24 protein-coding genes, 1 tRNA gene and 1 riboswitch are annotated in these 25,130 nt (G+C 42.7%); of the genes, 24 read left to right on the top strand and 1 reads right to left on the bottom strand.

The window, feature by feature from the left end; genetic code table 11:
* Positions 1–36 precede the first annotated feature (36 nt).
* The 4 genes from guaB to AB5706_RS11285 all read left to right on the top strand — a co-directional run bounded on the left by guaB (position 37) and on the right by AB5706_RS11285 (position 4,757).
* Positions 37–1,494 (top strand): IMP dehydrogenase, encoded by a 1,458-nt coding sequence (guaB, locus tag AB5706_RS11270; RefSeq protein ID WP_118579160.1) that lies wholly within the window; start codon positions 37–39, stop codon positions 1,492–1,494.
* On the top strand, positions 1,494–2,267 hold the full coding sequence (locus AB5706_RS11275) for a peptidoglycan recognition protein family protein (protein ID WP_173718260.1): 774 nt from the start codon (positions 1,494–1,496) through the stop codon (positions 2,265–2,267). Before guaB ends, AB5706_RS11275 begins: the two co-directional genes overlap by 1 nt.
* A gap of 280 nt (positions 2,268–2,547) precedes the next feature.
* A riboswitch (ZMP/ZTP riboswitch) is annotated at positions 2,548–2,630 on the top strand.
* Between the two features lie 122 nt (positions 2,631–2,752).
* The gene (locus AB5706_RS11280; RefSeq protein WP_173718261.1) at positions 2,753–3,466 is read left to right on the top strand and encodes an IMP cyclohydrolase; all 714 of its coding nucleotides are present in this window, start codon (positions 2,753–2,755) and stop codon (positions 3,464–3,466) included.
* Positions 3,467–3,572: 106 nt separating this feature from the next.
* On the top strand, positions 3,573–4,757 hold the full coding sequence (locus AB5706_RS11285; RefSeq protein WP_173718262.1) for a phosphoribosylaminoimidazolecarboxamide formyltransferase: 1,185 nt from the start codon (positions 3,573–3,575) through the stop codon (positions 4,755–4,757).
* 349 nt (positions 4,758–5,106) lie between these two features.
* Here AB5706_RS11285 and AB5706_RS11290 read toward each other — a convergent pair.
* A tRNA-Gly gene (locus tag AB5706_RS11290) sits at positions 5,107–5,179 on the bottom strand.
* 243 nt (positions 5,180–5,422) lie between these two features.
* On the opposite strand from AB5706_RS11290, the gene AB5706_RS11295 reads away from it, so the two are divergent.
* From AB5706_RS11295 to AB5706_RS11395, 20 genes are all read left to right on the top strand, one after another.
* Positions 5,423–6,343: a 3D domain-containing protein gene (locus AB5706_RS11295; protein ID WP_226815272.1), complete on the top strand. Its 921-nt coding sequence runs from the start codon at positions 5,423–5,425 to the stop codon at positions 6,341–6,343.
* Positions 6,344–6,516: 173 nt separating this feature from the next.
* Positions 6,517–7,215, top strand: a complete 699-nt coding sequence (locus tag AB5706_RS11300; protein WP_118579145.1) for a CpsD/CapB family tyrosine-protein kinase — start codon at positions 6,517–6,519, stop codon at positions 7,213–7,215.
* Positions 7,216–7,267: 52 nt separating this feature from the next.
* Positions 7,268–7,999 (top strand): CpsB/CapC family capsule biosynthesis tyrosine phosphatase, encoded by a 732-nt coding sequence (locus AB5706_RS11305; protein WP_173716439.1) that lies wholly within the window; start codon positions 7,268–7,270, stop codon positions 7,997–7,999.
* 81 nt (positions 8,000–8,080) lie between these two features.
* Positions 8,081–8,815, top strand: a complete 735-nt coding sequence (locus tag AB5706_RS11310) for a YveK family protein (RefSeq protein ID WP_118579139.1) — start codon at positions 8,081–8,083, stop codon at positions 8,813–8,815.
* A 27-nt stretch (positions 8,816–8,842) separates the two neighbouring features.
* A complete protein-coding gene (locus AB5706_RS11315) occupies positions 8,843–9,598 on the top strand; it encodes an immunoglobulin-like domain-containing protein (RefSeq protein ID WP_173718263.1) in 756 nt (251 codons plus the stop codon).
* 107 nt (positions 9,599–9,705) lie between these two features.
* Positions 9,706–10,623, top strand: a complete 918-nt coding sequence (locus tag AB5706_RS11320; RefSeq protein ID WP_173718264.1) for an LCP family protein — start codon at positions 9,706–9,708, stop codon at positions 10,621–10,623.
* A 176-nt stretch (positions 10,624–10,799) separates the two neighbouring features.
* Complete coding sequence (locus AB5706_RS11325; RefSeq protein ID WP_118579130.1) at positions 10,800–11,363, top strand: phosphatase PAP2 family protein; 564 nt, start codon at positions 10,800–10,802, stop codon at positions 11,361–11,363.
* 16 nt (positions 11,364–11,379) lie between these two features.
* Positions 11,380–12,537 carry a 23S rRNA (uracil(1939)-C(5))-methyltransferase RlmD gene (rlmD, locus tag AB5706_RS11330; protein ID WP_118579264.1) on the top strand — a complete coding sequence of 386 codons (1,158 nt, stop codon included), beginning with the start codon at positions 11,380–11,382 and terminating at the stop codon, positions 12,535–12,537.
* Positions 12,538–12,624: 87 nt separating this feature from the next.
* Positions 12,625–12,969, top strand: coding sequence for a DUF1622 domain-containing protein (locus tag AB5706_RS11335; protein WP_173718265.1), 345 nt, complete (start codon positions 12,625–12,627; stop codon positions 12,967–12,969).
* Positions 12,970–13,043: 74 nt separating this feature from the next.
* Positions 13,044–13,730 (top strand): tRNA (N6-threonylcarbamoyladenosine(37)-N6)-methyltransferase TrmO, encoded by a 687-nt coding sequence (gene tsaA, locus AB5706_RS11340; RefSeq protein ID WP_330386367.1) that lies wholly within the window; start codon positions 13,044–13,046, stop codon positions 13,728–13,730.
* 73 nt (positions 13,731–13,803) lie between these two features.
* Entirely contained in the window at positions 13,804–15,123 is a 1,320-nt protein-coding gene (locus AB5706_RS11345; protein WP_148462768.1) for an aspartate kinase, read from the top strand.
* A gap of 347 nt (positions 15,124–15,470) precedes the next feature.
* Complete coding sequence (locus tag AB5706_RS11350; protein ID WP_148462767.1) at positions 15,471–16,820, top strand: putative DNA modification/repair radical SAM protein; 1,350 nt, start codon at positions 15,471–15,473, stop codon at positions 16,818–16,820.
* Positions 16,817–17,596 carry a TIGR03915 family putative DNA repair protein gene (locus AB5706_RS11355; RefSeq protein WP_148462766.1) on the top strand — a complete coding sequence of 260 codons (780 nt, stop codon included), beginning with the start codon at positions 16,817–16,819 and terminating at the stop codon, positions 17,594–17,596. The genes AB5706_RS11350 and AB5706_RS11355 overlap by 4 nt, the downstream gene beginning before the upstream one ends.
* Before the next feature lie 50 nt (positions 17,597–17,646).
* A complete protein-coding gene (locus AB5706_RS11360; protein WP_347708521.1) occupies positions 17,647–20,055 on the top strand; it encodes an ATP-dependent DNA helicase in 2,409 nt (802 codons plus the stop codon).
* Positions 20,056–20,177: 122 nt separating this feature from the next.
* Complete coding sequence (locus AB5706_RS11365) at positions 20,178–21,680, top strand: serine hydrolase (RefSeq protein WP_148462764.1); 1,503 nt, start codon at positions 20,178–20,180, stop codon at positions 21,678–21,680.
* 7 nt (positions 21,681–21,687) lie between these two features.
* On the top strand, positions 21,688–21,831 hold the full coding sequence (locus AB5706_RS23110) for a DUF6783 domain-containing protein (RefSeq protein WP_373119854.1): 144 nt from the start codon (positions 21,688–21,690) through the stop codon (positions 21,829–21,831).
* Positions 21,832–22,015: 184 nt separating this feature from the next.
* Positions 22,016–22,387: a RidA family protein gene (locus tag AB5706_RS11380; RefSeq protein WP_148462763.1), complete on the top strand. Its 372-nt coding sequence runs from the start codon at positions 22,016–22,018 to the stop codon at positions 22,385–22,387.
* A 305-nt stretch (positions 22,388–22,692) separates the two neighbouring features.
* A complete protein-coding gene (ispF, locus tag AB5706_RS11385) occupies positions 22,693–23,166 on the top strand; it encodes a 2-C-methyl-D-erythritol 2,4-cyclodiphosphate synthase (protein ID WP_118579255.1) in 474 nt (157 codons plus the stop codon).
* A 94-nt stretch (positions 23,167–23,260) separates the two neighbouring features.
* A complete protein-coding gene (gene cysS / locus AB5706_RS11390) occupies positions 23,261–24,670 on the top strand; it encodes a cysteine--tRNA ligase (protein ID WP_173772366.1) in 1,410 nt (469 codons plus the stop codon).
* On the top strand, positions 24,655–25,080 hold the full coding sequence (locus tag AB5706_RS11395; protein WP_173718270.1) for a Mini-ribonuclease 3: 426 nt from the start codon (positions 24,655–24,657) through the stop codon (positions 25,078–25,080). The genes cysS and AB5706_RS11395 overlap by 16 nt, the downstream gene beginning before the upstream one ends.
* Positions 25,081–25,130: the final 50 nt, after the last annotated feature.

Below are 25,130 nucleotides of genomic sequence, written 5' to 3' on the forward strand. Positions count from 1 at the left end.
AAACCAAAGACACAATAAGACAAGGGAGGAAAAGCAATGGGTACTATCATTGGTGAAGGCATTACTTTCGACGACGTCCTTTTAGTTCCGGCGTACTCCAAAGTAATCCCGAATCAAGTTGACGTTTCAACTTACCTTACAAAGAAGATTAAACTGAACATTCCCATGATGAGTGCAGGAATGGACACCGTTACTGAGTACAATATGGCGATTGCCATGGCACGTCAGGGAGGTATCGGTATCATTCACAAGAACATGTCTATCGAGGCGCAGGCAGAAGAGGTGGACAAGGTTAAGCGTTCTGAGAATGGTGTTATCACAGATCCGTTTTTCTTATCTCCGGAACATACATTGAAGGATGCCAATGACTTAATGGCGAAATTCCGTATTTCCGGTGTCCCGATCACAGAAGGCAAGAAGCTGGTAGGTATTATTACCAACCGTGATCTGAAGTTTGAGACAGATTTCAGCAAGAAGATCAAAGAGTCCATGACATCTGAGGGACTGATCACAGCCAAAGAAGGTATTACACTGGAAGAGGCGAAAGAGATCCTTGCGAAATCCCGTAAAGAGAAATTACCCATTGTAGATGATGATTTTAACTTAAAAGGACTTATCACCATCAAGGATATTGAGAAACAGATTAAATATCCTTTGGCTGCCAAAGATGAACAGGGACGTCTTCTCTGTGGAGCTGCTGTTGGTATTACCGCCAACGTGCTTGCCCGTGTAGATGCACTTGTGAAGGCAAATGTTGATGTCATCGTTGTTGATTCTGCTCATGGTCATTCTGAGAATATCCTCCGTGCTGTACGAGAAATCAAGGCTGCATATCCGGAGCTTCAGGTTATCGCAGGAAACGTTGCCACAGGAGCCGCTACCAAGGCTCTGATTGATGCTGGTGTAGATGCAGTTAAGGTCGGAATCGGACCTGGCTCTATCTGTACCACCCGTGTAGTTGCAGGTATTGGTGTACCGCAGATCACAGCAGTCATGGATTGCTATGAGGTTGCCAAGAGATATGGTATTCCGATTATTGCAGACGGTGGTATCAAGTATTCAGGCGATGTTACCAAGGCAATCGCAGCTGGTGCAAACGTTTGTATGATGGGAAGCATGTTCGCCGGATGCGATGAGAGCCCGGGAACTTTCGAGTTATATCAGGGAAGAAAATATAAAGTATACCGTGGAATGGGATCCATTGCAGCTATGGAGAATGGCAGCAAGGACCGTTACTTCCAGGAGAATGCCAAGAAGCTTGTTCCGGAAGGTGTGGAAGGACGTGTTGCATACAAGGGACACCTTGAGGACACTGTATTCCAGCTGATCGGAGGACTTCGCTCCGGTATGGGATACTGTGGAGCTGAGAATATTGAAGCACTGAAACAGAATGGTAAATTCGTGAAGATTTCTGCTGCTTCCCTGAAAGAGTCTCACCCACATGACATTCACATTACAAAAGAAGCACCGAACTACAGTGTGGATGACAAATAATGAAAAGAAAATCTGCAAGGCCGTCTTTTTCAAGGCGGCCTTCTTTTAACAAAAGAGAAAAAAAAGATAAGGGCGGCAGGATCCGTCAGAGAAATCAGCGTCTGGCATTTCTGGTGCTTTTTTTGCTTCTGGTTGTGACAGGAGTGGTTATTCTGATGGTAAGGAATGGACAGAAGCAGGAGAAAAGTGCAGAGACATCCCAGGAAATGAATGATCATACGAATTATGGACCGGAAGAATGGATGTCCCAGGGTGCTCCCTACATAGATGTACAATTATTGACACCAAATGAGTATTCCAGGCCTCAGCTGCCCCTGAATGGAGCTGATTACATAGCAATCCATTATACAGCCAATCCTGGTGCTACAGCGCAGAATAACAGGGATTATTTTGAGAATCTTTCCATTTCTCATGAGGCGAAAGTAAGCAGCCATTTTGTAGTAGGACTGGAGGGTGAAGTGATCCAGTGTATTCCTACCTCAGAGATGTCTTACGCGACTAACTCAAGGAATGTGGACAGTATTTCTATTGAGTGCTGTCATAAAGATGATACAGGCGTTTTTGAACAGGAAACTTATGATTCTGTGGTAAAGCTGGCTGCATGGCTGTGCGCCCGATTTGGGCTGACCTCAGAGCAGGTGATCCGGCATTATGATGTGACAGGAAAGGAATGTCCCAAGTATTATGTGGATCATCCGGATGCCTGGGAGCAGATGAAGGCGGATATCAGTGCACAGATCACAATAGATCAGGGCTTGATGGGGATTTCCTGAGAAGAAAGTACGGACTATATCCATAAATTTGCTTATGCAGGCATTGCGACCAGTAACTACAAAAAGTTACTGTTCACTTGTAACGTTCCGCGAGGTGTTTTTTGTGAACAAAGTTCACAGAAAACCCGAGAATCTCAGCGCGAAATCATGCGAATGCATGATTTCTGTGCATCGCGAAGCGTGTTACTGGTCACGGAGTGATTAGTAACCACAAAAAAATTGTACATAAAAGAAAAAGATTTCCCATCTTGAAATAACGAAAAAAATATTGTAGTATAAAAAAGAACTGCATGACTGGCGGATCGTGGGAATACCCACAGGGAGTGCGGTGATATCATTGTGTCGACCGCCTGGGCAGCCTGGAAGAGGGGCTTCCCAGGCGTTTTTTTATACACGCAGCCAGTATAAGCTTATGCCAGAGCGTGTTTGAAAATCTGGCGGCTGCGGTAATATACTCATGTAAATTTCGAAAGGAGAACATCTGCATGGAAATGATAGCATTGGACAAAGAACTGAAGGAAAATTCTTACCCGGGACGAGGAATCATCATTGGCCGCAGCGCTGATGGAACGAAGGCAGTTACCGCTTACTTTATTATGGGAAGAAGTGAGAACAGCCGCAATCGTGTATTTGTGGAGGATGGAGAGGGAATCCGCACACAGGCATTTGACCCTTCCAAACTGGTAGATCCAAGCCTGATCATTTATGCACCTGTCCGCGTACTTGGAAATAAAACAATTGTGACAAACGGTGACCAGACAGACACTATTTACGAAGGAATGGATCATCAGCTCACTTTTGAGCAGTCTTTACGTTCCAGAGAGTTTGAGCCAGATGCACCAAACTATACACCACGTATTTCCGGAATTATGCATGTAGAGAACGGCACTTACAGTTATGCAATGTCCATTTTGAAAAGCAATAATGGAGATCCTTCTTCCTGCAACCGTTACACTTTTGCATATCAGAATGCAAAGGCCGGTGAGGGACATTTTATCCATACTTATAAATGTGATGGAAACCCGCTGCCAAGCTTTGAGGGCGAGCCGAAGCTTGTTCAGATTCCGGATAACATGGATGCGTTTGCAGATATGTTGTGGGAGAGCCTGAATGAAGACAATAAGGTTTCACTTTTTGTGAGATACATTGATATCGAGACTGGTAAATATGAATCAAAAATTATCAACAAGAATCACTGAAAATAAAGCATTCCGTTTTTGGTAAATTATATTCGCAAAACGGAATGCCTTACGGAATAGTACCTACTGAATCGTTACCTTAAAAGATAAAATGGAGGAGATAACCATGAAAGAGTTAGAATTAAAATACGGCTGTAACCCAAATCAGAAACCATCTAAAATATACATGGAAGATGGAAGTGAACTGCCAATTAAAGTACTTTCCGGAAAACCTGGATATATTAACTTTCTGGATGCCTTTAACGGCTGGCAGCTGGTGCGTGATCTGAAAAAGGCAACCGGACTTCCTGCAGCTACTTCTTTTAAACATGTTTCCCCGGCAGGTGCTTCCATTGGTCTTCCGCTTACAGAGACGCTTGCAAAAATCTACTGGGTAGAGGATATGGACTGGCAGAATTTTTCACCGCTTGCATGTGCATATGCCCGTGCAAGAGGCGCAGACAGAATGTCTTCCTTCGGTGATTTTATTTCCCTTTCTGATGTATGTGACAAAGATACAGCACTTCTGATCAAGAGAGAAGTTTCCGACGGTGTAATCGCTCCTGGTTATACAGAGGAGGCACTTGAGGTTCTGAAACAGAAGAAAAAAGGCAACTACAATGTAATTCAGATCGATTCGGAATATGTACCGGCTCCATTAGAGCATAAGCAGGTGTTCGGCGTTACTTTTGAGCAGGGAAGACAGGAGCTTGCAATTGATGATGAGCTGATTTCCAACATCGTAACTGAGAATAAAGAATTATCTGAGGAAGCAAAGCGTGATATGAAAGTTTCCCTGATTATTCTGAAATATACCCAGTCCAATTCCGTATGCTATGTAAAAGACGGACAGGCAATCGGCGTTGGTGCAGGACAGCAGTCAAGAGTTCACTGTACACGTCTTGCAGGACAGAAAGCAGACAACTGGTTCCTTCGTCAAAGCCCGAAAGTATTGAATCTTCCATTTAAGGAAAGCATTTCAAGAGCTGAGCGCGACAATGCTATCGACGTTTACATTGGTGATGAGTATATGGATGTTCTGGCGGATGGAAACTGGGAAAAGACATTCACAGAGAAACCTGCAGTTTTCACAAAGGAAGAGAAGAGAGCATGGCTGGATCAGATGACAGATGTAACATTAGGATCTGATGCGTTCTTTCCATTCAGCGACAATATTGAGCGAGCTTACAAAAGTGGCGTGAAATATATTGCACAGCCAGGCGGTTCTGTGAGAGATGCAGACGTAATCGATACCTGCAATAAATATAATATAGCAATGGCATTTACCGGAATTAGATTATTCCATCACTAAATCGTAGTTGAAAAATCATTCCTGCAATTGAGACGCACATCTTGCGGAAAGTTTTTTTTACATGTTTTAAGAAAAAATATTGGATTCTGGACAGAATAATAAAATGAAGTAATAAAAGGTCTTGTACAAAGTGCAAAGAACTGAAAATTCTTATTGAAAGATGAGTCAATAGAGAATCTTCAGATAGAAAAGCAAATTGTACAAGGCTTTTTTGTTTAAAATAAGATGTCCGTTATAAATTATTTCCGAAAGAATAAGCGGGATTTTCTTATGAAGTATACAAAAGACAGTGACCGCTTTGTAAGGCGGATTCAGACACAAAAAAGCTCCGACTAAATCGGAGCTTCAGAGCGATAGACGGGGCTCGAACCCGCGGTCTCGACCTTGGCAAGGTCGCGCGTTACCAACTACGCCACTATCGCATTTATTGCTGTCAACTGTTTTCCTCAGCGACAAAACATATAATACAGTATAAAATCTATTTTGTCAAATGTTTTTTTGAAAAAAATGAAATAATGTTTTTTTTAATGAAAAAATAAAAAAGCTACAATAATAAATGTGAAAAATTTCTAAAAAGCCTGATGGGATTTGAAATAAGAAAATAGCTGTGCTATGATAAACAAAGAGTAGAGGGGAAAATTGAACAGATCAGGAGATATAAATTTATGAAAAAAAGATTTCTGGTTATGGCAGTATGTGTTTCCGCATGTATGCCTGTTTCTGCGCTTGGAGCGGAAATAGCCGGTCCGGCCATTTCAGGTACAGCACAGGAAAATACTGATAATAAAGAAGAAACAGTTTCAGAAGAAGCTATCGAAAAAAAGGATTCCGGGAAAATCGAGGACGAGATTACGGAAGTCCAGGATACTGTCACAGTAGCGGCAGATACAGATGTATTAGATTATCCTGGCAGAAAAGAGGGTTCTGTGATCGGTGAAGTGCTGGAAGAAGATGAAATCAGCCGTACAGGTACTATTGATGATATCTGGAGCAGGATTCTATTTGAGGATGATAATGGAGAAGAACAGGTGGGATATATCCCAACCTCTGTTTTGGAGGGGTATGAAGATAAGAATCAGGTAGCTTCAGATGCAACCTCAGATGGAACTGTAGAAGCAGGAATTATACATAAAAGTACAGGAGAGGGCGTATTTGCAGAAGCAGTAGAAGGTGTTACCCAGACAGGGGGAAATGCAGGTGTTCTTGAAGGACAGCCGATTATGGTTTCCGCAGACAGCAGCCTTCGTCCACTTGGTGTTTTCCATATTACCCATTACTGCCAGTGCAGCATTTGCTGCGGTCCGTGGGCAAACGGAATCACATCCACAGGTGTGACAGCTACCACGAACCGCACTATTGCAGTAGATCCAACTGTAATTCCTTATGGCTCTAAAGTAGTCATCAATGGACAGGTCTATGTGGCCGAAGATTGCGGCGGCGCCATTAAGAACAACCGCATTGATATTTATATGGGAAGCCATGCGGAAGCATTGAACAGCGGTGTATTTGATGTAGAAGTTTATCTTTTGGAAGAGGGATCATCCGTTCAGGGTATAGAAGGGATTCAGGAAGGGAATCAAGAATAATATGAAAATTTTGTGAAAAATTGTGCATATTTAGTTCGAAAATGTACTAGCCAATGCGGTACTTCTAGTGTATAATGTTTAGGCAGATACTGCCATGACGTGAATTATGGGAAATCAGAAGGAAAATATGGCAGATTTACAGGATAACAAATAGATAAGGTGAAAACAAAATTATGGTAAAAGTAAAAATTAGCGACTGGAAAGCTGATTCATCCATGGATGAGGCTTATAAGGCACTTCGTACAAACATTCAATTTTGCGGTGCCGACAAAAAGGTGATTGCATTTACAAGCTGTACCCCGAATGAAGGAAAGAGTAATGTAACTTTCCATCTTGCAGCTTCCCTTGCAGAGAGTGGTAAATCTGTACTTTTGATTGATGCAGACCTTCGTAAATCCGTACTTATGGGACGTGTACAGGTTGAGGAAGAAGTGAAGGGACTGACCCACTACCTGTCCAAGCAGGCGAAACTGCAGGACGTTATCTGCGCAACCAATCTTCCCAAGTTTCACATTATTTTTTCCGGTGTTGTACCGCCGAACCCGGCAGAGCTTTTAGGAAGCAGACAGTTTAAAGACATGATCCGTGTTGTAAGAGATGTATATGATTACATTATCATAGATACACCGCCTCTTGGACGAGTAATCGACTGTGCAGTTGTGGCGGATTCCTGCGATGGAACTGTCATTGTAATCGAATCCGGCAGTATCAGCTACCATTTTGTACAGGAGATCAAGGGGCAGCTGGAGAAGACCAACTGTCCGATCATCGGTGCGATTTTGAACAAGGTAGATACTAAGGAATATGGTAAATACGGTAAGTATGGTAAATATGGCAAATATGGCAAGTACGGAGAATACGGAAAATATTGATCCGTCATTATTCGAGATTGTTATATGAAAAGATTGGAAATGGGCGAAGCGAATGAAAGGTATTTATGATATTCACTGTCATATTGTTCCGGGAGTTGATGATGGAGCGAAGGATCTCAAGACATCTGTACGCATGCTCCAGAAGGAATATGATGATGGTGTCCGCAACATTATTGCCACTCCGCATTTTCGATATGATATGTTTGAGCCGTCTCTGGAACAGGTTAAGAAGCAGTTCCTTCGTGTGAGGAAGGCTGCCGCTGAGATTGGAGAAGACGGTATTCAGATGTATCTGGGCTGCGAGCTTCATTCCAGTATGGATATGACAGACTGTCTGAAAAAAGGGGAAAGACTTACCATGTCAGGTTCCCGTTATGTGTTAACGGAGTTTCGGACTTCAGACGAAAAGTCCTATATCAGGGAACGGGTGCAGGCATTGATCCGGAAAGGGTATTATCCTATTATCGCACATGTAGAACGCTATCATTCGGTAGTAAAAAACGGTCTGGATTTTATTGATGAACTCAGGGATATGGGTGCCTATATTCAGATGAATGCGGACAGTATTATTGGTGAGGATGGCTTTATGATCAAGCGTTTCTGCAAGAAAGTAATTAAAGAAGAAATGTTGGATTTTGTGGGGTCTGACGGTCATGATCTGGCCAGACGAACGCCTCACATTGGCAAATGTTACGACAAAATTGAAAAAATGATGGGTACGGATTACGCGGATATGATTTTTATCAGCAATCCGGAGTGCATTATAAATAACGAGAGATTTTGACTTTTATATATGGGATATCGTTGGAAACGATGTATCTGTTTAGAAAAAGTAAAGAAAATTACAGGGTAACGGAGAAGAAGAATGGAAAATCAGGTTACAAATAATAACGATGAAATTGAAATCGATTTAGGTGAGATTTTTCACCTGATTCTTAGCAGGCTGGGAGTGATTATTCTTTCCGGTATCATTCTGGGTGTGATTTCCATTATCGGAACAATGCTTTTTATCACTCCACAGTATGAATCTACCACGAAGATCATGGTGCTGAATAAACAGGACAGCAATACACTGACCAGTGCTGATATGCAGACCAGTACACAGCTGACTAAGGACTATGCGGAACTTATTAAGAGCCGTACAGTTCTTGAAGGTGTAATTGCACAGCTGAATCTTAATATTACCTATCAGCAGCTGCTTGGCAAACTGACCGTAGATACTTCTACAGACAGCCGTATTGTAACGATCATAGTATCTGATGAAGATCCATATACAGCAAGCGAGATGGCCAATGCTATCCGTGATATGGCAGCAGAGCACATTCAGTCAGTTATGGATATTGAGGCGGTTAACGTAGTTGACAGCGCAAACATCCCAAGTGAAAAAGCCAGCCCAAGCCTTGCGAAGAATGGTGTGATCGGTGGACTTTTAGGTGTTATCATTGCAATGGCGATTGTGATCATCATTTATCTTACAAATGATACGATCAAGGTTGAGGAAGATGTAGAGCGTTATCTTGGACTTTCTGTTCTGGGAAGCATTCCATATTCAGAGAAAGAAAGCAGATCCAAGAAACAGAAATCAAGAAAACGTCGCTGATGAAATTGAGTATAAGGAGCTGCAGATATGCGTAAATGGTTGATTGTTTTAATGGCGGCAGTGGCAATAGGAGCGACCGGAATCCTGGGATGGCTGTATATGAGGCAGGATCGCAAGGGACCGGAAATTACCATTGCAGAGAGCAAGAAAAACAGCTACACTTCGGATATGACAACGGAAGATCTTCTGGAAGGAGTAAAAGCTGTTGACAAGAGAGATGGAGATGTTTCAGCCAGCCTGACAGTTGAGAATGTTTATCCAAATGAAAAAGGGGATGAAGTCACAGTTGTTTATGTTGCAAAGGATAACAGTAACAATGTAACAAAGGTAACTTATCATATGACTTCCGAGGGAAATCTTATGGGATTTACTTCAGAAACCAAAACTTCTTCTGACAATACAGATACAGATGCAGAAACGGATGAAGCCCTGCAGGATGAAAATGAGACTGATTCAGAAGATGAAGAAGAACCAGAAATGACAGAAGAAGAAAAAGCGCAGGAAAGGGAAGAAGAAAAGATTGACCAGCTGAACCCTCAGGATCCGCGTTTTTATCTGAATACTTACTACGTTGAAATTGCCAAGGGAACACAGATTGACAGACTGAGTTATGTAAAAGACATTCAAGACGATAAAGATTCAACAAGTGATCTTTATCGTAAGATTCAGATCACTGGAACCGTTGATGTGAATACTCCGGGTACTTATGAACTGACTTATTATGTTGTTGACTCCAATGGCAATGCTTCAAACGGAGCTGTTCTGACAATTGTAGTAAAATAATGATTACTGTGAACGGAGTGAACAGTAATCAATAGCGACTGCTGGTTATGAAAGAACCGGCAGAAAGATTCCTTTTTGACCATGCACATGTACATAGGAGCAAATATATGAGATCTACCATATGGAAGAAGACCCTTATCTGCCTTGGCGCGGTGCTGTTTCTGGAAAGCCCGGCTGTGAGTACGGCGTTTGCATATACAGTAAAGGCAGAGAATACGGATGCTGAAGCGGCCACCAGCAATATCAAGAGTATTTTGCTGATCGGACAGGACAAAAGAGAGGGAGAGTCCCGTCAGCGTTCCGATTCCATGATTCTTGCTACATTGGACAAGGATCAGGGTACTGTAAGCCTGACCTCTTTTATGAGAGATCTTTATGTTGCCATTCCTGGATATTCGACTACTCGTATTAATGCGGCTTACGCATATGGAGGAATGGATCTTTTGGACCAGACTCTGGAAGAAAATTTCGGAGTAAAGATAGATGGAAATGTGGAAGTGGATTTTGAAGTTTTCCAGGTTCTGGTTGACAAGGTTGGAGGAATAGATCTGGAGTTGACTCAGGCGGAAGCAGATTATATCTGCGGACGAGATCAGAATGTTCTTTACCCTCAGCCTCTTCGAAGCGACTGGAATCTTCAGGAAGGAATGAACCATCTGGATGGAGAACAGGCACTTATCCATGCACGCAACCGTTCTATTGGAAATTCCGATTATCGGAGAACAGAGCGGCAGCAGGAAGTACTTATGGCTGCTTTTGCCAAGATAAAAGATCTGGGAGTTTTTGATATTGCAGGTCTGGTTAAGGATGTTCTTCCAATGGTTACTACGGATCTTTCTTTGTGGGATATAACCGGATATGCCATGGATGTGATGAACATCGGTACAGATGAAATTGCATCATACCGGATTCCGGAGGATGGAGCCTACACACCTCAGACGATTGACGGCATGCAGGTTCTGGTTCCTGATCTTGAGCAGAATCGGCAATATCTTCAGCAGATCCTGTATCACGCAGGTGAATAAGAATTAAAAAGAATTAAGACGGTTCGCACCACACGAACCGTCTTTTACGCTATAATAACGAAATAAAAGCAGCTGTTGAGTTCCTTTGCAGTTACACACTGTCTGCTGAACCATTATAAAAATAAATTATAGAAATATATAGACAGCAATCAGAATTGAAAGCGGGTGGAGGATAAGTGGAATTGCTTGAATGGATACATAATATTGATGCACAGATTCTGCTTTTTATACAGCAGTATTTAAGAAGTGATCTGTTTACCTGGCTGTGGAAGGGAATTACCTTTCTAGGAGACGGAGGCTGGTTCTGGATTGTTTTGGGGCTGCTCTTTCTTTTTCCAAAGAAGACAAGAAAGGCAGGTGTAACCGCACTTCTGGCACTAGCTATAGGGGCAGTGGTTACGAATTTATGCCTTAAGGATCTGGTAGCGCGTATAAGACCTTATGATTCTGTGGAGGGACTTGTGCCTCTGGTTGCCAGGCTGAAGGACTATTCTTTTCCATCAGGTCATACCTGCGCATCTTTTGCCTGTGCAGGCGTATATTATAAAGCCTTTCCTGGAAAATGGGGAAAAGCAGCCATGGTCCTGGCAGTACTGATCGCTTTGTCCCGATTGTACGTGGGAGTACACTATCCTACAGATGTGCTGGCTGGAGCCCTTGTAGGCACTTTTAGTGCGTTGGCGGCGCTGAAGCTAGAGCACGCTCTAGTTAGATATTATGAAGAACGAAAAGCAAAATAAAGATAAGGGAGAATTTATGGAAGAGAAAAAAACACAGACAGTCTGTCCATACGCAAAAAAGTGCGGTGGGTGCCAGTATCAGGGTGTGCCTTATTCCGCACAGCTTAAAAAGAAACAAAATCAGGTACAGGGGCTTTTGAAGAAGTTTGGGAATGTGAAGCCGGTAATTGGAATGAAAGATCCTTATTTTTACCGGAATAAAGTTCATGCTGTATTTGACCGTGACCGGAAGGGAAATATTATTTCTGGAATTTATGAGGCTGGTACCCACAGAGTGGTTTCTATTGAACAGTGTCTGATTGAGGATAAGAAGAGTCAGGAAATCATCCGTACCATTCGGGGAATGCTGAAGTCTTTTAAGATCAAAACATATGATGAGGATACCGGATATGGACTTCTGCGCCATGTACTGGTGCGTCGTGGCTTTTCTACAGGTGAGGTAATGGTAGTACTGGTGGTCGCCTCTCCTATTTTTCCATCCAAGAATAACTTTGTGAAGGCATTAAGAAAAGTTCATCCAGAGATCAGTACTGTGGTATTAAATATTAATGACAAAAATACAAGCATGGTTCTTGGCGAGCGGGAAATCGTACTTTATGGTAAGGGATTTATCCGTGATACCCTTTGTGGAAAATCCTTCCGTATTTCACCAAAATCCTTCTATCAGGTAAATTCAGTGCAGACCGAAATTCTTTATGGAAAAGCTGTGGAATTTGCAGGGCTGACAGGGAAAGAAAAAGTCATTGATGCATATTGTGGAATTGGCACCATTGGTCTGGTAGCTTCTGGTAAGGCAAGAGAAGTGGTCGGAGTGGAACTGAATAAAGATGCAGTCAGGGATGCAAGGATCAATGCAAGAGAGAATAAGGTGGTAAACATATCTTTCCGCCAGGGTGATGCCGGTGAATTTATGGAGGCAATGGCAGAAGCTGGTGAAAAGGCAGATGTGGTATTTATGGATCCTCCCCGCTCAGGCAGCAGCGAGAAATTCCTGAATTCCGTAATAAAACTCTCTCCGAAGAAAATTGTTTACATTTCCTGTAACCCGGAAACACTTGCAAGAGACCTTAATTTCCTTACGAGAAAAAATTATATAGTTAAAGAAATCCAGCCTGTGGAAATGTTTTGTTTTACAGATCACACAGAAGTGGTGACCTGGCTGGAGCAAAAATAAGAAACTGTTGCTGTTTACAGGCTGTGTAGCAATGAAAATATATTCTGTAAGAAAAGGTATCCTGTCAGCAGGAAAAAGGAGGTACCTATGATGACGACCATAACTGGAATTATGGAGTGGGTTCTGGAGAATATTGCTGGTTTCGCCATTGTAATTTTTGAGTTTATTGGAGTTGCCATTATTATCTGGAGTGGAATTACCGGATTTATCAAGTGGCTGAAACATGCCGGAGATACTGGTGTCTATCTGGCGAGGGGACTTGCCATGGGACTGGAATTTAAAATGGGAAGTGAGATTCTACGTACTGTAGTGGTACGTGAGTGGAAGGAAATCGGAATTGTAGCCGGAATTATTGCTCTTCGTGCAGCTCTTACGTTCCTGCTTCACTGGGAAATCAAGGAGGAAGAAAAAAGCGGCGGACATGAGGAATAGAGGTTCGCTGTTTATAGATGATATCTGCGGGTTTATAGGAGCACACATAAAGATTGATAAAGGTATAATAAACAATGGAAATGAAAGTAATTGCTCATATCAGAAGTGATTTTCCAACGAAATTTGGAATTCCCCATCAGAGCGGCAGAATACAGGAACTAAAGGCGGATATTATTTTTGAACCGGAATATCGGAACCATGAGGCATTTCGAGGGCTGGAAGAGTATACCCATATCTGGCTGATCTGGGAATTTTCACAGGCTGTCCGCAAGGAGTGGTCTCCTACAGTGCGTCCTCCAAGACTTGGGGGAAACGTCAGAATGGGCGTTTTTGCTACAAGGTCTCCTTTTCGTCCAAATCCCATAGGACTTTCCAGTGTAAGGCTGGAGAGCGTAGAGTTTTCTGAAAAGTATGGACCGGTGCTTCATGTATCAGGAGCGGATCTTATGGACGGAACACCTATTTATGATATAAAGCCCTATCTGGCTTACGTGGACAGCCATCCGGAAGCAGCAGGCGGATTTACCGACCAGATTCAGGATCATAAGCTGAAAGTAGAGTTTCCGGAAGAGCTTTTGAAGAAGATTCCAGTGGAAAAAAGAGAAGCGCTTCTTGCTGTCCTTGCAAACGATCCAAGACCTGGGTATCAGAAGGACCCTGAAAGAAAATACGGAATGTCTTTTGGATCCTGGGATATTCATTTTAAAGTAGATGGAGAACAGCTGCGGGTATTGGAGGTATTTAACACTTTCACGAATTAAATCGAAAAAACCCTTGCAAAAAGTCGAATTTTTTCATAAAATGGAGAAAAAGTTTTTGAGGAGCATAAGGATTATGAGAAAAGTTGTAAAGTTTGGCGGAAGCTCCCTTGCAAATGCGGAGCAGTTTGAAAAAGTCGGAGATATTATCAGAAGTGAAGAGAGCAGACGTTTTGTTGTTCCTTCTGCACCAGGTAAGAGATTTGACGGGGACACGAAGGTAACAGATCTTCTTTACAGCTGTTATGACGCAGCTGCAAATGGCGGTGATTTTGAAAAGGTTTTAGAAGAAATCAAATCTCGTTATTATGAGATTATTAAAGGGCTTGGCCTTGCTCTTTCCATGGAAGAGGATTTCCAGTTGATCAAAGAGAATTTTAAAGCACAGATTGGCAGGGATTACGCCGCTTCCCGTGGAGAATATCTGAACGGCAAAGTGATGGCTGCTTATCTTGGTTATGAATTTGTGGATGCAGCAGAAGTAATCCGTTTTGATAAAAACGGAAATCTGGATTCAGAGAAGACAGACAAACTTCTGAACAAGCGTCTTTCCAAATGTGAGAATGCAGTTGTGCCGGGCTTCTATGGTGCAAAGGACGATGGAACTGTGACCACTTTTTCCAGAGGTGGTTCTGATGTGACAGGTTCTCTGGTTGCCAAGGCAATTAAGGCTGATATGTATGAAAACTGGACTGATGTATCCGGTTTCCTTGTAACAGACCCGAGAATTGTAAAGAATCCGGCTGTGATTGAGACCATTACATACCGTGAACTTCGTGAGCTTTCCTACATGGGAGCTACTGTTCTTCATGAAGATGCTATTTTCCCTGTAAGAAAAGAGGGAATTCCGATTAATATCCGCAACACCAACCGTCCGGAGGATAAGGGAACTTTTATTGTGGAGAGTACCTGCCGCAAGCCGAAATATACCATAACCGGTATTGCAGGAAAGAAAGGTTTCTGTTCTATCAACATTGAGAAGTCCATGATGAACAGTGAAATCGGATTTGGCAGAAGAGTGCTTCAGGTATTTGAAGACCAGGGAATCAGTTTTGAGCATGTTCCATCCGGTATTGATACCATGACAGTATATGTTCACCAGGATGAGTTTGAAGAAAAGGAGCAGCAGGTAATTGCGGGAATCCATCGCCTGGTTCAGCCGGATTTTGTGGAAATGGAATCTGACCTTGCCCTGATCGCAGTTGTAGGACGTGGAATGAAATCCACCCGCGGTACAGCCGGAAGAATTTTCTCTGCCCTCGCACATGCAAATGTAAACGTCAAGATGATTGACCAGGGATCCAGTGAGCTGAATATTATCATTGGCGTGGAGAACCGTGATTTTGAAAATGCAGTGAAAGCAATTTATGATATTTTTGTGCTGACACAGATTTGAAATTGAGTGGATAGGTCACCTGTCGGCAGCATTCACATATATGAAAATCTGCTCATACGTTCAGAACGTCTGGTATTCATGAATTCGCTGATGTAAGCATGTACCATTTCTGGCTGTCGTCCGGGAGCTTTAATAGTAAAAGAATGAGATAAGAGCCGTAAATCAAAGGTAGTGTTAGAATTAATCTTTGATTTATGGCTCTTTTTGTATAGAAAAAATTTCGTGCCGTTTTATGATATTGACAAAACAGAACGTGCGTTCTAAAATAAAACAAGAACAAACGTTCTGAAATTAAGAATAATAAAGAATGCGAAACACAGATTACATAAAAGGAGCTTTGTTACGGGATGATTATTCAGGAATCAATGACATTGAAGCGGAAACTGGAGATTTTATCGGATGCCGCGAAATATGATGTGGCTTGCACATCCAGTGGTGTGGATCGAAAGGGAGATGGAAAGGGCATGGGAAACAGCATTGCTGCCGGAATCTGTCATAGTTTTGCTCAGGATGGCAGATGTATCAGTCTTTTGAAGATCCTTTATACAAATGAATGTGTATTTGACTGTAAATACTGTATAAACAGAGCCTCCAATGATGTGGTGCGTACCAGTTTTACCCCAGAAGAAGTGTGTCGTCTGACTATGGAATTTTACAGGAGGAACTATATTGAAGGACTGTTTTTAAGTTCCGGAGTAAAGGAAAGTCCAGACAGGACTATGGAAGAACTGCTTTGTACAGTAAATCTTCTTCGTAATAAATATCATTTTCAGGGATATATTCATTTGAAAGCCATTCCAGGTGCTGCTCCTGAACTGATCGCCAGGGCGGGGTATCTGGCAGATCGCATGAGCGTGAACCTGGAACTTCCTACTGCAGACGGGCTTAGGAAACTGGCACCGCATAAGAGCAGGCAAACCATTCTGCGCCCTATGAAGCAGATTCAGCAGCAGCGAGATCAGAATAAGGAGGAATTGGTTCTGTACCGTCATGCCCCTAAGTTTGTACCAGCCGGTCAAAGTACCCAGATGATTATTGGAGCTATGGGGGAGAGCGATTATCAGATCGTGTCAGTAGCAGAATCTTTGTATAAGAACTTTGCATTAAAAAGAGTTTTTTATTCGGCTTTTGTCGCCGTAAATGAAGATAAGGATCTGCCCATGTCCTTATCAGGTCCGCCTCTTTTGCGGGAACACCGGCTTTATCAGGCAGACTGGCTTATGCGGTTTTATGGTTTTCGGGCTTCAGAACTGCTTTCAGAGAAGCATCCGGATTTTAACCTTCTTCTGGATCCCAAGGCAGACTGGGCAGTGTCACATCTGGAGTTTTTTCCGGTAGAGATCAACCAGGCAGATTATTATGAACTTCTTCGTGTACCGGGAATCGGTTATACCTCTGCCAGAAGAATCATTGGAGCCAGGAGAACCCATTCCCTGGAATTTGCAGATTTGAAGAGGATTGGTGTGGTTCTGAAGCGTGCCTTATATTTTATCACCTGTAATGGCCGCATGATGTACAATACCAGGTTGGAGGAATCTTATATTACCCGTAATCTTCTGGATGAAGAGAACTGTCGGAAGCATGGGAATGAAGCTGCATTTCAGCAATTATCCCTCTTTGGAGATGAGATGGGGAGCAGAAGACTGTATACAGAAAATACAAAGAATCATGTGGACAGAAAGGTGGGAGCTATATGAATCAAGAGAAAAGAATCCTGGTATGTGAGGACTCTATGGAGGGAATTTTTTCTGCTGTCTATGATGGATGGAAAGAGTGTGCAGGCGGCTGTAAAGTGAGCATTCAGACCAGTTTTCCTGTAAGCATGGAATTGTTCACTTCTTATCGGGAGATTGCTACAGATCAGAGTAAGGTTGGTAAGGTTATGAGGACGATTCTTATGAGACTGGGAAGCGAGGTTTACGAACAGATCTGTCTGGCGGCAGCTTCAGCAGATGAAGACAGGGGAACTGCCATTTATTATGTGCTGCACCGGGCTTTTGGGGGAGGCAGATGCGAAAAACGTGTAATGGAGGCACTGGCAGATCCATATGTATCCAGGGTTGCGAAACTGGCACTCTGCGTGAAGCGGGAATATCACCATTATTTTGGGTTTGTCCGTTTCAGGGAGATTGGCGGAAGGTTTCTGTTGGCAAAGATCCAGCCGGGGAATGATATCCTGTCTCTTATGGCTCTTCATTTTTCCAATCGCTTTCCCAATGAGAACTGGGTAATCTATGATGAGAAGAGGCAGAAGGCGTTGTGCCATGAGAAAGGGAAGGAGTGCGTCATGAGAAAAGAAGTGCGTATACAGGTGCCAGGGAGCGCCGTAGGGGATATGGGAGAGTACGAGGAACTGTGGCAGACATTTTGTGATAGCATATCCATTGAAGCAAGGAGGAATGAGAAACTTCAGAAGCAGATGCTTGCTTTGCATTTTCGGAGTAATATGCCGGAGTTTTCTGTGAAAGGATAGGCCGATAAGTAAAATTCGTGTTATAATGCTTACAGATAAGGTATCTTTGTTTGGAAGGCAGCAGACCAGTAAAAGGCGGTAAATTGGAAATGGACAATCCGGTAACACGAATATCAGTAAGAAATCTTGTGGAGTTTATATTGCAAAGCGGTGATCTTGATAACCGAAGAGGTACTATAGACAAAGATGCTATGTTAAAGGGCAGCAGACTGCATCGGAAGCTTCAGAAACAAATGGGCGGAGACTACAGAGCAGAGGTTGCTTTGCGGATGAATTGCAGCTATGAGGATCTGGACATTCGGTTAGAAGGTCGTGCAGATGGAATTTTTACAGAAGATGAAGTTGTCTGGATCGATGAGATTAAAGGAATATATGGAAATGTGGAACAGATGGAAGAGCCTGTGAAGGTTCATAAGGCTCAGGCTATGTGTTATGGCTATATTTACGGTGTTCAGGAAGGCTTGTCGAAGATTGGAATCCAGATGACATATGCCAATCTGGAGACAGAAGTGGTGAAAAGGTTCCGGGAGGTGATCTCCATAGAGGAACTGAAAGAATGGTACCAGAAACTTCTGGATGAATATCATAAATGGCTCAGTTATCAGAAAAAATGGAAGGAAGAGAGAAATCATTCTCTTCAGAGCCTGGAATTTCCATTTTTCTACAGAGAAGGTCAGAGAAAGATGGTGAGCAGTGTTTACCATGCAATTGGAGCCAGTCGTCAGATTTTTATTCAGGCACCTACCGGCGTAGGAAAAACCATGTCTACCATTTTTCCGGCAGTTCGCGCTGTTGGCGAAGGGAAAGGGGAGACGATCTTTTATCTTACAGCCAAGACTATTACAAGAACAGTGGCTCAGGAAGCTTTTGAGGTGCTGCGGGAAAAGGGAATGAAATACAAAGTGGTGACCATTACAGCCAAGGAGAAGCTGTGTTTTATGGACGAAACCAAATGTGATCCGGTACATTGTCCTTACGCCAGGGGACATTTCGACAGGGTCAATGACGCTGTCTATGAGCTGTGGACGACGAAGAGCAGATATGACAGGGAGACTATACGGGAGCAGGCAGAGAAATGGCAGGTATGTCCTTTTGAAATGTGTTTGGATCTGTCTTTATGGGTGGATGCTGTAATTTGTGATTATAATTATGTGTTTGACCCTACGGTTCATTTAAAACGTTTTTTCGGGGAAGGTGCAGGTGGAGATTATGTCTTTCTCATTGATGAAGCTCATAATCTGGCAGAACGGGGAAGAGAGATGTACAGCGCTTCTATTTGCAGGGAAGATGCTGTTCGGGTTCGAAAAGTTATGAAAGAAAGAGCACCCCGGCTTTACCGCTCCCTTGGAAAGCTGGATAAACAGCTGAAAGAACTACAGGTGGACTGTGGAAATTACCTCGTTCTCCCAGGCACGGGTTCCATAACTATGACGATTTTAAAGGTTCAGGGAGAATTTGATGCTTTTCTGGAAGCACATAAGGATGTGGAACTGGAAGATGAAGTAAGGAAGTTTTATTTTGATATTCGTAATTTCCTGAATATTGCAGAACTGATAGATGAGAACTATGTAGTTTATGCTGAGAATGGAGAAGATGGTCTGTTTCGCCTGAAACTGTTCTGTGTAAATCCGGCAGTGAACCTGGGGGAATATCTGAAGAAAGGCCGCAGTGCCGTATTCTTTTCTGCCACATTGCTGCCCATGAACTACTACAGGAAATTGCTCAGCAACAGGCAGGACGATTATGGAATCTACGTGGAATCACCGTTTTCACAGAAGAACCGCTGTATTTTAAATGCCGGCGATGTAAGTTCCTTATATAGTCGCAGGGGATATGAGGAATATCATAAAATTGCGGAATATATAGCAAAGACTGTATGGCAGCGCAAGGGAAATTATATGGTATTTTTTCCTTCTTACAAAATGTTGGAAGAGGTTTATGCAGTCTACGAAGAAGAATTTTCTGTAAACTGGGTGAAGTGTATCTGTCAGAACAGCTCTATGAAGGAACAGGAAAGAGAAGAGTTTCTTCAGGAATTTGAACAGAATCAGGAATCACTGGTAGCTTTTTGCATTATGGGTGGTATTTTTTCAGAGGGAATTGATCTGCTGGGAGAAAAACTGATTGGAGCCATTTTAGTGGGAACCGGATTGCCCCAGTTGGGAAATGAGAGGGAAATTCTTCGTTCTTTTTACACAGAAAATGGGGAAAATGGATTTGATTACGCCTATAGGTATCCTGGCATGAATAAGGTTCTGCAGGCTGCTGGAAGAGTAATCCGCACAAGGGAGGATCATGGTGTTATTCTCCTTTTGGATGAACGGTTCCGGCAGAGAGAATACAGCAATCTTTTTCCGGTGGAGTGGAATGACAGGAAAACGTGTACATTGTCAAATGTGGAAGCACAGCTGCAAAAATTTTGGGAGAGTATTCCGGACAAAATCTCTCACAAATTGTGACGTACATCCTGCAGAAAGTCTTTTCAAACACATTCCAGAGCCTGTAAAAATGTTATGGAAAACAAAGAGGTTGCATACAAAGCAGAAACAGGTTATACTGCCCTTATTAAAAGGAGAATAACATGAAAAAAGGCAAAAAAACCAGATGGCTGTATAAAGCAGCTGGAATGGCAGTCCTTTTGGGGGCAGCATTTTGGTGCAGCAACAGCGGGCTCCTGTTATGGAAGCCTGAAGTTCTGACTGTATTGGCGGAATCAGAAAGTGGCGGCAGCCTGTCATCTGTTACAGAGGAAGCTAAGATACTTCCTATTCCCAACAGTGATGGCAAATATATGTTGAAAAGTGACGGCTTTTACTGTCTGAATGAAGATGGTTCAGGAGACTGCGTTCAGGCTATACATTATTTCGACCATTTTGTTGTAGATGGAACAGTGTTTAATGGATATTATTATCACGACGAGACAGGAAAATTTAAAGCTTCTGAAGCACATCTTACAGCCATTTCACAGGAAGCACTCCCGAAAGCAGAAGATGGAACTGTGGAAGCAGGATGGACTTCGGGGATTTATGTGGTAAATAACCTTGGAAGGCTTTCCGGTACCGGAAGAGTTTGTATTCTAAAAGAAGAGATTGGACAGATAAAACTAGATGGCGGGTATTACGTTGACAGAAATGGAAGAGTGTGTCAGGAAGGTGGCATTTATTATATCCAGGAAATGAATGTGGGAGAAAAGAGATTTTCCGGGTATTATTATTTTGATGAATCAAGCGGCGTATTAGTGGAAGAAGCTGGTACTACACCAGAGGGCTTGACAATCCAAAAAGATGGCAGTATCAAGGAATTGACGGATCCGGGGATCAAAAATCTGAAGAAAGCTGTGAAGGAATTTACGGAAAATTTGGAAGGGGACTGGAGCGTCTATGTGAAAGATCTGAAGAGCGGAGAGAAGTTCTCCATCAATGATAAAGCCATATCTTCTGCAAGTCTGATAAAAGCATTTACAATGGCTGCAAGTTATGAAAATATGGAAAAAATCAGGATAGCTGAGGGGATACTTCTGAAAGCAGATTCAGCTAGTCAGACTGTGACAGACAAGCTGTTTCGGCTTATGGAGAATATGGTAACCTACAGTGACAATGAGTCTTTTAATGAAATGGTAAGGCTTCAGACTGCTTCCAATCAATTCAATGCAGGTGCACGTGTAATTAACAGGTATCTTAGGGAACAGGGTTATAAAGAGACAGCTGTGCTTCATACGCTTGCGCCTTCGAATACAGATCCGGAAGGGCTTGGCAGCAGTAATATGACCTCTGTGGAGGATTGTGGCACTTTGTTAGAGAAGATTTACCGAAGAGAATGTGTAAGTCCGGAGGATTCTGACCAGATGCTGTCTTTGCTTCTGAATCAGGATACCAGAACAAAGATTCCTGGCGGGCTCAAGGAATCTGTTCAGGTAGCGAATAAAACTGGTGAAAATGATAAAAGCCAGCACGATATTGGAATTGTCTATGGAGCCAGAACGGATTATATTCTATGCGTAATGTCTGAGAATGCAGGAAAGGAAGCAGATGCTGTTTCCAATATTCAAAGGATTTCTGCGATGGTTTATTATTATTTGAATTAGAGCATGTTTGAAAAAGGCTTTCTGCAAGATGTGCGTCACAATTTGTGGGAGATTTCGCCCGGATGAGGGTGCCGTAGCGGGCTACTGCAACCGAATTCGGGTGAAATCTCCCACAAAGTGGGGCGTGCAGATTGCGGGAATGATTTTTTAAACACGCCCTAAGACTGTGCAGCAAACATTATTTATGTAATAGGAAAATCCTGCAAGGCAGAATCCGTTCCAGACTTGTACAAAAAAATTACTTTCCAGATTCGTACAAAAAAATTGCTTGACACTAATAAAATTTTGCGATAGCATGAAGACAATAAAAGAAAAATTGAAAGGAGATTTACACCATGAAAGTAGTTTATACAGAGAAGGCACCAGCAGCAATCGGACCATACTCCCAGGCAATGATCTTAAATGGAGTATTATTCACATCTGGACAGATTCCGGTAAATCCTGCAACAGGCGAGATCAACGGAAATACCATTGAGACTCAGGCAGAGCAGGTTATGAAGAATCTTGGCGAAGTACTGAAAGAAGCAGGAAGTAGCTTTGAGAAGGCAGTTAAGACAACATGCTTCCTTGCTGATATGGGAGATTTTGCCAAGTTTAATGAAGTGTATGCGAAATACTTTGTAAACAAACCAGCACGTTCCTGTGTCGCTGTGAAAACTCTTCCGAAGAATGTTCTTTGCGAAGTTGAGGTAATCGCAGAAGTTTAATAGTACTGTCCACAGGAAAATGTGTCAAATGTTTTTGTATTTAAAGATATGCAAATATTTAGAATATATATTGTCAGGCCTTCTGGGGTTCACCCGGGAGGCCTTTGTCATAAATAAAAATTGTGCAGAATTCTGTTGCAACGCAGTCTGGAATGTCAGACAGAAATCCCTGGCATATTAAACTGTTGACGGATTGCTTTTTAGTTGGAAATCATGTATAATAGCGAACGATAGCATGGGGATTTTTTGCTATGCAGGAAAATCCCTTTCAAGAAGAAAGGCAGGGACGAAATGTGGATAATCTTATGAAAGTGGGAATGGGATATGATGTACACAGACTGACAGAGAACCGGAATCTGATCCTTGGCGGTGTGAAGATACCGTGGGAGAAAGGCCTGCTGGGACATTCAGATGCAGATGTACTGATTCATGCGATTATGGATGCTCTTTTGGGAGCTGCAGCTCTTGGAGATATTGGACAGCATTTTCCAGATACAGATCCGGCATACGAGGGGATTTCCAGCGTAAAGCTGTTGGAACATGTAGCCTCTCTTCTGGAAAAAAAAGGATATGGTGTAGGAAATATTGACGCTGTGATCATTGCCCAGAAGCCGAAGATGGCACCTCATATTCCACAGATGAAGGAAAACATTGCGAAAGCGCTGCATATGGAGCCTGACTGTCTGAATATCAAGGCTACCACAGAGGAGAAGCTGGGTTTTACCGGAAGAGAAGAGGGAATTGCTTCCCAGGCAGTCTGCCTTTTATACAAGAAATAATGTTGTTGTGCGCACAAGTACAAAATGCTGCAGAAGTCTGGAATTGGTAGCTGCGAAATAACATTTAGAGAAATTGACCGGAGGGAGAAATAAAATGAAGATTTTTAATACGCTGACCCGTCAGAAAGAGGAATTTGTACCCCTTGAAGAGGGAAAGGTAAAAATGTATGTCTGCGGACCTACTGTATACAACCTGATCCATATTGGTAATGCACGTCCAATGATCATTTTTGATACAGTCCGCCGTTATCTGGAATATAAAGGATACGAAGTAAACTATGTATCCAACTTTACAGATGTAGATGACAAAATTATCAAGAAAGCAATCGAAGAGGGAGTTTCCGCAGAAGAAATTTCCCAGAGATATATTGAAGAGTGCAAAAAGGATATGGCAGGAATGAACGTGAAGCCTGCTACTACACATCCTCAGGCAACTCAGGAAATTGACGGCATGATCAGCATGATCCAAACTCTTATGGATAAAGGATATGCTTATGCAGTGGCAGACGGAACTGTATATTTCCGTGTAAAGAAATTTAAAGAATATGGAAAGCTTTCCCACAAAAACCTGGATGACCTGCAGTCTGGATTCCGTGCGCTTCAGGTATCAGGAGAGGACCAGAAAGAAGATCCGCTGGATTTCGTACTCTGGAAACCGAAAAAAGAAGGGGAACCATACTGGACTTCTCCGTGGTGCGACGGCCGTCCGGGCTGGCACATTGAGTGCTCTGTTATGTCTAAGAAATATCTTGGAGATGAGATCGATATCCATGCCGGTGGTGAGGACCTTATTTTCCCGCACCACGAGAATGAAATCGCACAGAGCGAGTGCTGCAATGATAAAATTTTTGCAAGATACTGGATGCACAATGCATTCCTGAATATTGATAACCGTAAAATGTCCAAGTCCCTTGGAAACTTCCGTACTGTGCGTGAAATCAGCGAGCAGTATGATCTGCAGGTGCTTCGTTTCTTCATGCTGAATGCACACTACAGAAGTCCGCTGAACTTTAGTGCTGATCTTATGGAGTCTTCCAAGAATGCCCTTGAGAGAATTACAGAGGCAGCAGGACGCCTGAAAGACCGTAAGGAGAAGGCATCTGCTGCTGAACTTACTGAGGCTGAGAAGAAACTTCTTGTAGAGGCAGAAGGATATGTAAAGAAATTTGAAGAAGCAATGGAAGACGATTTCAACACAGCTGATGCGCTTGCAGCTGTATTTGAACTGGTCAAATTTGCCAATACAAATGTAACAGAAGAAAGCAGCGCTGCTTTTGCAGAGGGAATTCTTGAAATTCTTGTGAAGCTTTGTGATGTGCTTGGACTTGCTGCTGTGAAGAAAGAAGAAATTCTGGATAAAGAAATCGAAGATCTGATTGCAGAGCGCCAGGAGGCAAGAAAGGCAAAGAATTTTGCAAGAGCAGATGAGATTCGTGATGAACTCCTTGCAAAGGGAATCATTCTTAAGGATACACGTGAAGGAGTAAAATGGAAACGGGCTTAAGTGAATTAAAAGAACTGTTTGATCTGAAAGACAGGGATCTGCGAACCTATTCCCCGCTGACACTGGCTTATATTGGAGATGGTGTTTATGAACTGGTGATCCGGACGGTCCTTGTAAAAAAAGGCAACTGTCCGGTGAATCAGCTTCATAAAAAGGCCAGCAGTCTGGTAAAGGCAGGAGCGCAGTCAAAAATGATGGAGCTTCTGGAACCAGATCTTACAGAAGAAGAGTTGGCTGTCTATAAAAGAGGCAGAAATGCGCATTCCCCTACAATGGCCAAGCATGCTACAATGGCAGATTACCGCAGAGCTACAGGCTTTGAGGCACTGATGGGATATCTGTACCTAAAGGAAGATTATTCCAGAATTGTGGAACTGGTGAGAAAAGGAATTCCGGAAGAGAATTTATAAAGAATAACAGCAATGATTTTACAAAGGCAATAAGAGACAGGAGGCTGCAA

The sequence above is a fragment of the Ruminococcus sp. RTP21484sp1_RTP21277st1_D2_RTP21277_210401 genome (assembly GCF_040924225.1).
Taxonomy (GTDB): Bacteria; Bacillota; Clostridia; order Lachnospirales; family Lachnospiraceae; genus Blautia_A; species Blautia_A faecis.

Bases quoted from the DNA above. Each gene is read 5' to 3' on its own strand.
- cysS (WP_173772366.1), top strand. From the start codon at position 23,261: ATGAAGATTTTTAATACGCTGACCCGTCAGAAAGAGGAATTTGTACCC.
- rlmD (WP_118579264.1), top strand. From the start codon at position 11,380: ATGGAAGAGAAAAAAACACAGACAGTCTGTCCATACGCAAAAAAGTGC.
- AB5706_RS11365 (WP_148462764.1), top strand. From the start codon at position 20,178: ATGAAAAAAGGCAAAAAAACCAGATGGCTGTATAAAGCAGCTGGAATG.
- AB5706_RS11395 (WP_173718270.1), top strand. From the start codon at position 24,655: ATGGAAACGGGCTTAAGTGAATTAAAAGAACTGTTTGATCTGAAAGAC.
- ispF (WP_118579255.1), top strand. From the start codon at position 22,693: ATGAAAGTGGGAATGGGATATGATGTACACAGACTGACAGAGAACCGG.
- AB5706_RS11335 (WP_173718265.1), top strand. From the start codon at position 12,625: ATGATGACGACCATAACTGGAATTATGGAGTGGGTTCTGGAGAATATT.
- AB5706_RS11300 (WP_118579145.1), top strand. From the start codon at position 6,517: ATGGTAAAAGTAAAAATTAGCGACTGGAAAGCTGATTCATCCATGGAT.
- AB5706_RS11310 (WP_118579139.1), top strand. From the start codon at position 8,081: ATGGAAAATCAGGTTACAAATAATAACGATGAAATTGAAATCGATTTA.
- AB5706_RS11380 (WP_148462763.1), top strand. From the start codon at position 22,016: ATGAAAGTAGTTTATACAGAGAAGGCACCAGCAGCAATCGGACCATAC.
- AB5706_RS11345 (WP_148462768.1), top strand. From the start codon at position 13,804: ATGAGAAAAGTTGTAAAGTTTGGCGGAAGCTCCCTTGCAAATGCGGAG.
- AB5706_RS11280 (WP_173718261.1), top strand. From the start codon at position 2,753: ATGGAAATGATAGCATTGGACAAAGAACTGAAGGAAAATTCTTACCCG.
- AB5706_RS11350 (WP_148462767.1), top strand. From the start codon at position 15,471: ATGATTATTCAGGAATCAATGACATTGAAGCGGAAACTGGAGATTTTA.
- AB5706_RS11305 (WP_173716439.1), top strand. From the start codon at position 7,268: ATGAAAGGTATTTATGATATTCACTGTCATATTGTTCCGGGAGTTGAT.
- AB5706_RS11355 (WP_148462766.1), top strand. From the start codon at position 16,817: ATGAATCAAGAGAAAAGAATCCTGGTATGTGAGGACTCTATGGAGGGA.
- AB5706_RS11285 (WP_173718262.1), top strand. From the start codon at position 3,573: ATGAAAGAGTTAGAATTAAAATACGGCTGTAACCCAAATCAGAAACCA.
- tsaA (WP_330386367.1), top strand. From the start codon at position 13,044: ATGGAAATGAAAGTAATTGCTCATATCAGAAGTGATTTTCCAACGAAA.
- AB5706_RS11320 (WP_173718264.1), top strand. From the start codon at position 9,706: ATGAGATCTACCATATGGAAGAAGACCCTTATCTGCCTTGGCGCGGTG.
- AB5706_RS11315 (WP_173718263.1), top strand. From the start codon at position 8,843: ATGCGTAAATGGTTGATTGTTTTAATGGCGGCAGTGGCAATAGGAGCG.
- AB5706_RS11295 (WP_226815272.1), top strand. From the start codon at position 5,423: ATGAAAAAAAGATTTCTGGTTATGGCAGTATGTGTTTCCGCATGTATG.
- guaB (WP_118579160.1), top strand. From the start codon at position 37: ATGGGTACTATCATTGGTGAAGGCATTACTTTCGACGACGTCCTTTTA.
- AB5706_RS11275 (WP_173718260.1), top strand. From the start codon at position 1,494: ATGAAAAGAAAATCTGCAAGGCCGTCTTTTTCAAGGCGGCCTTCTTTT.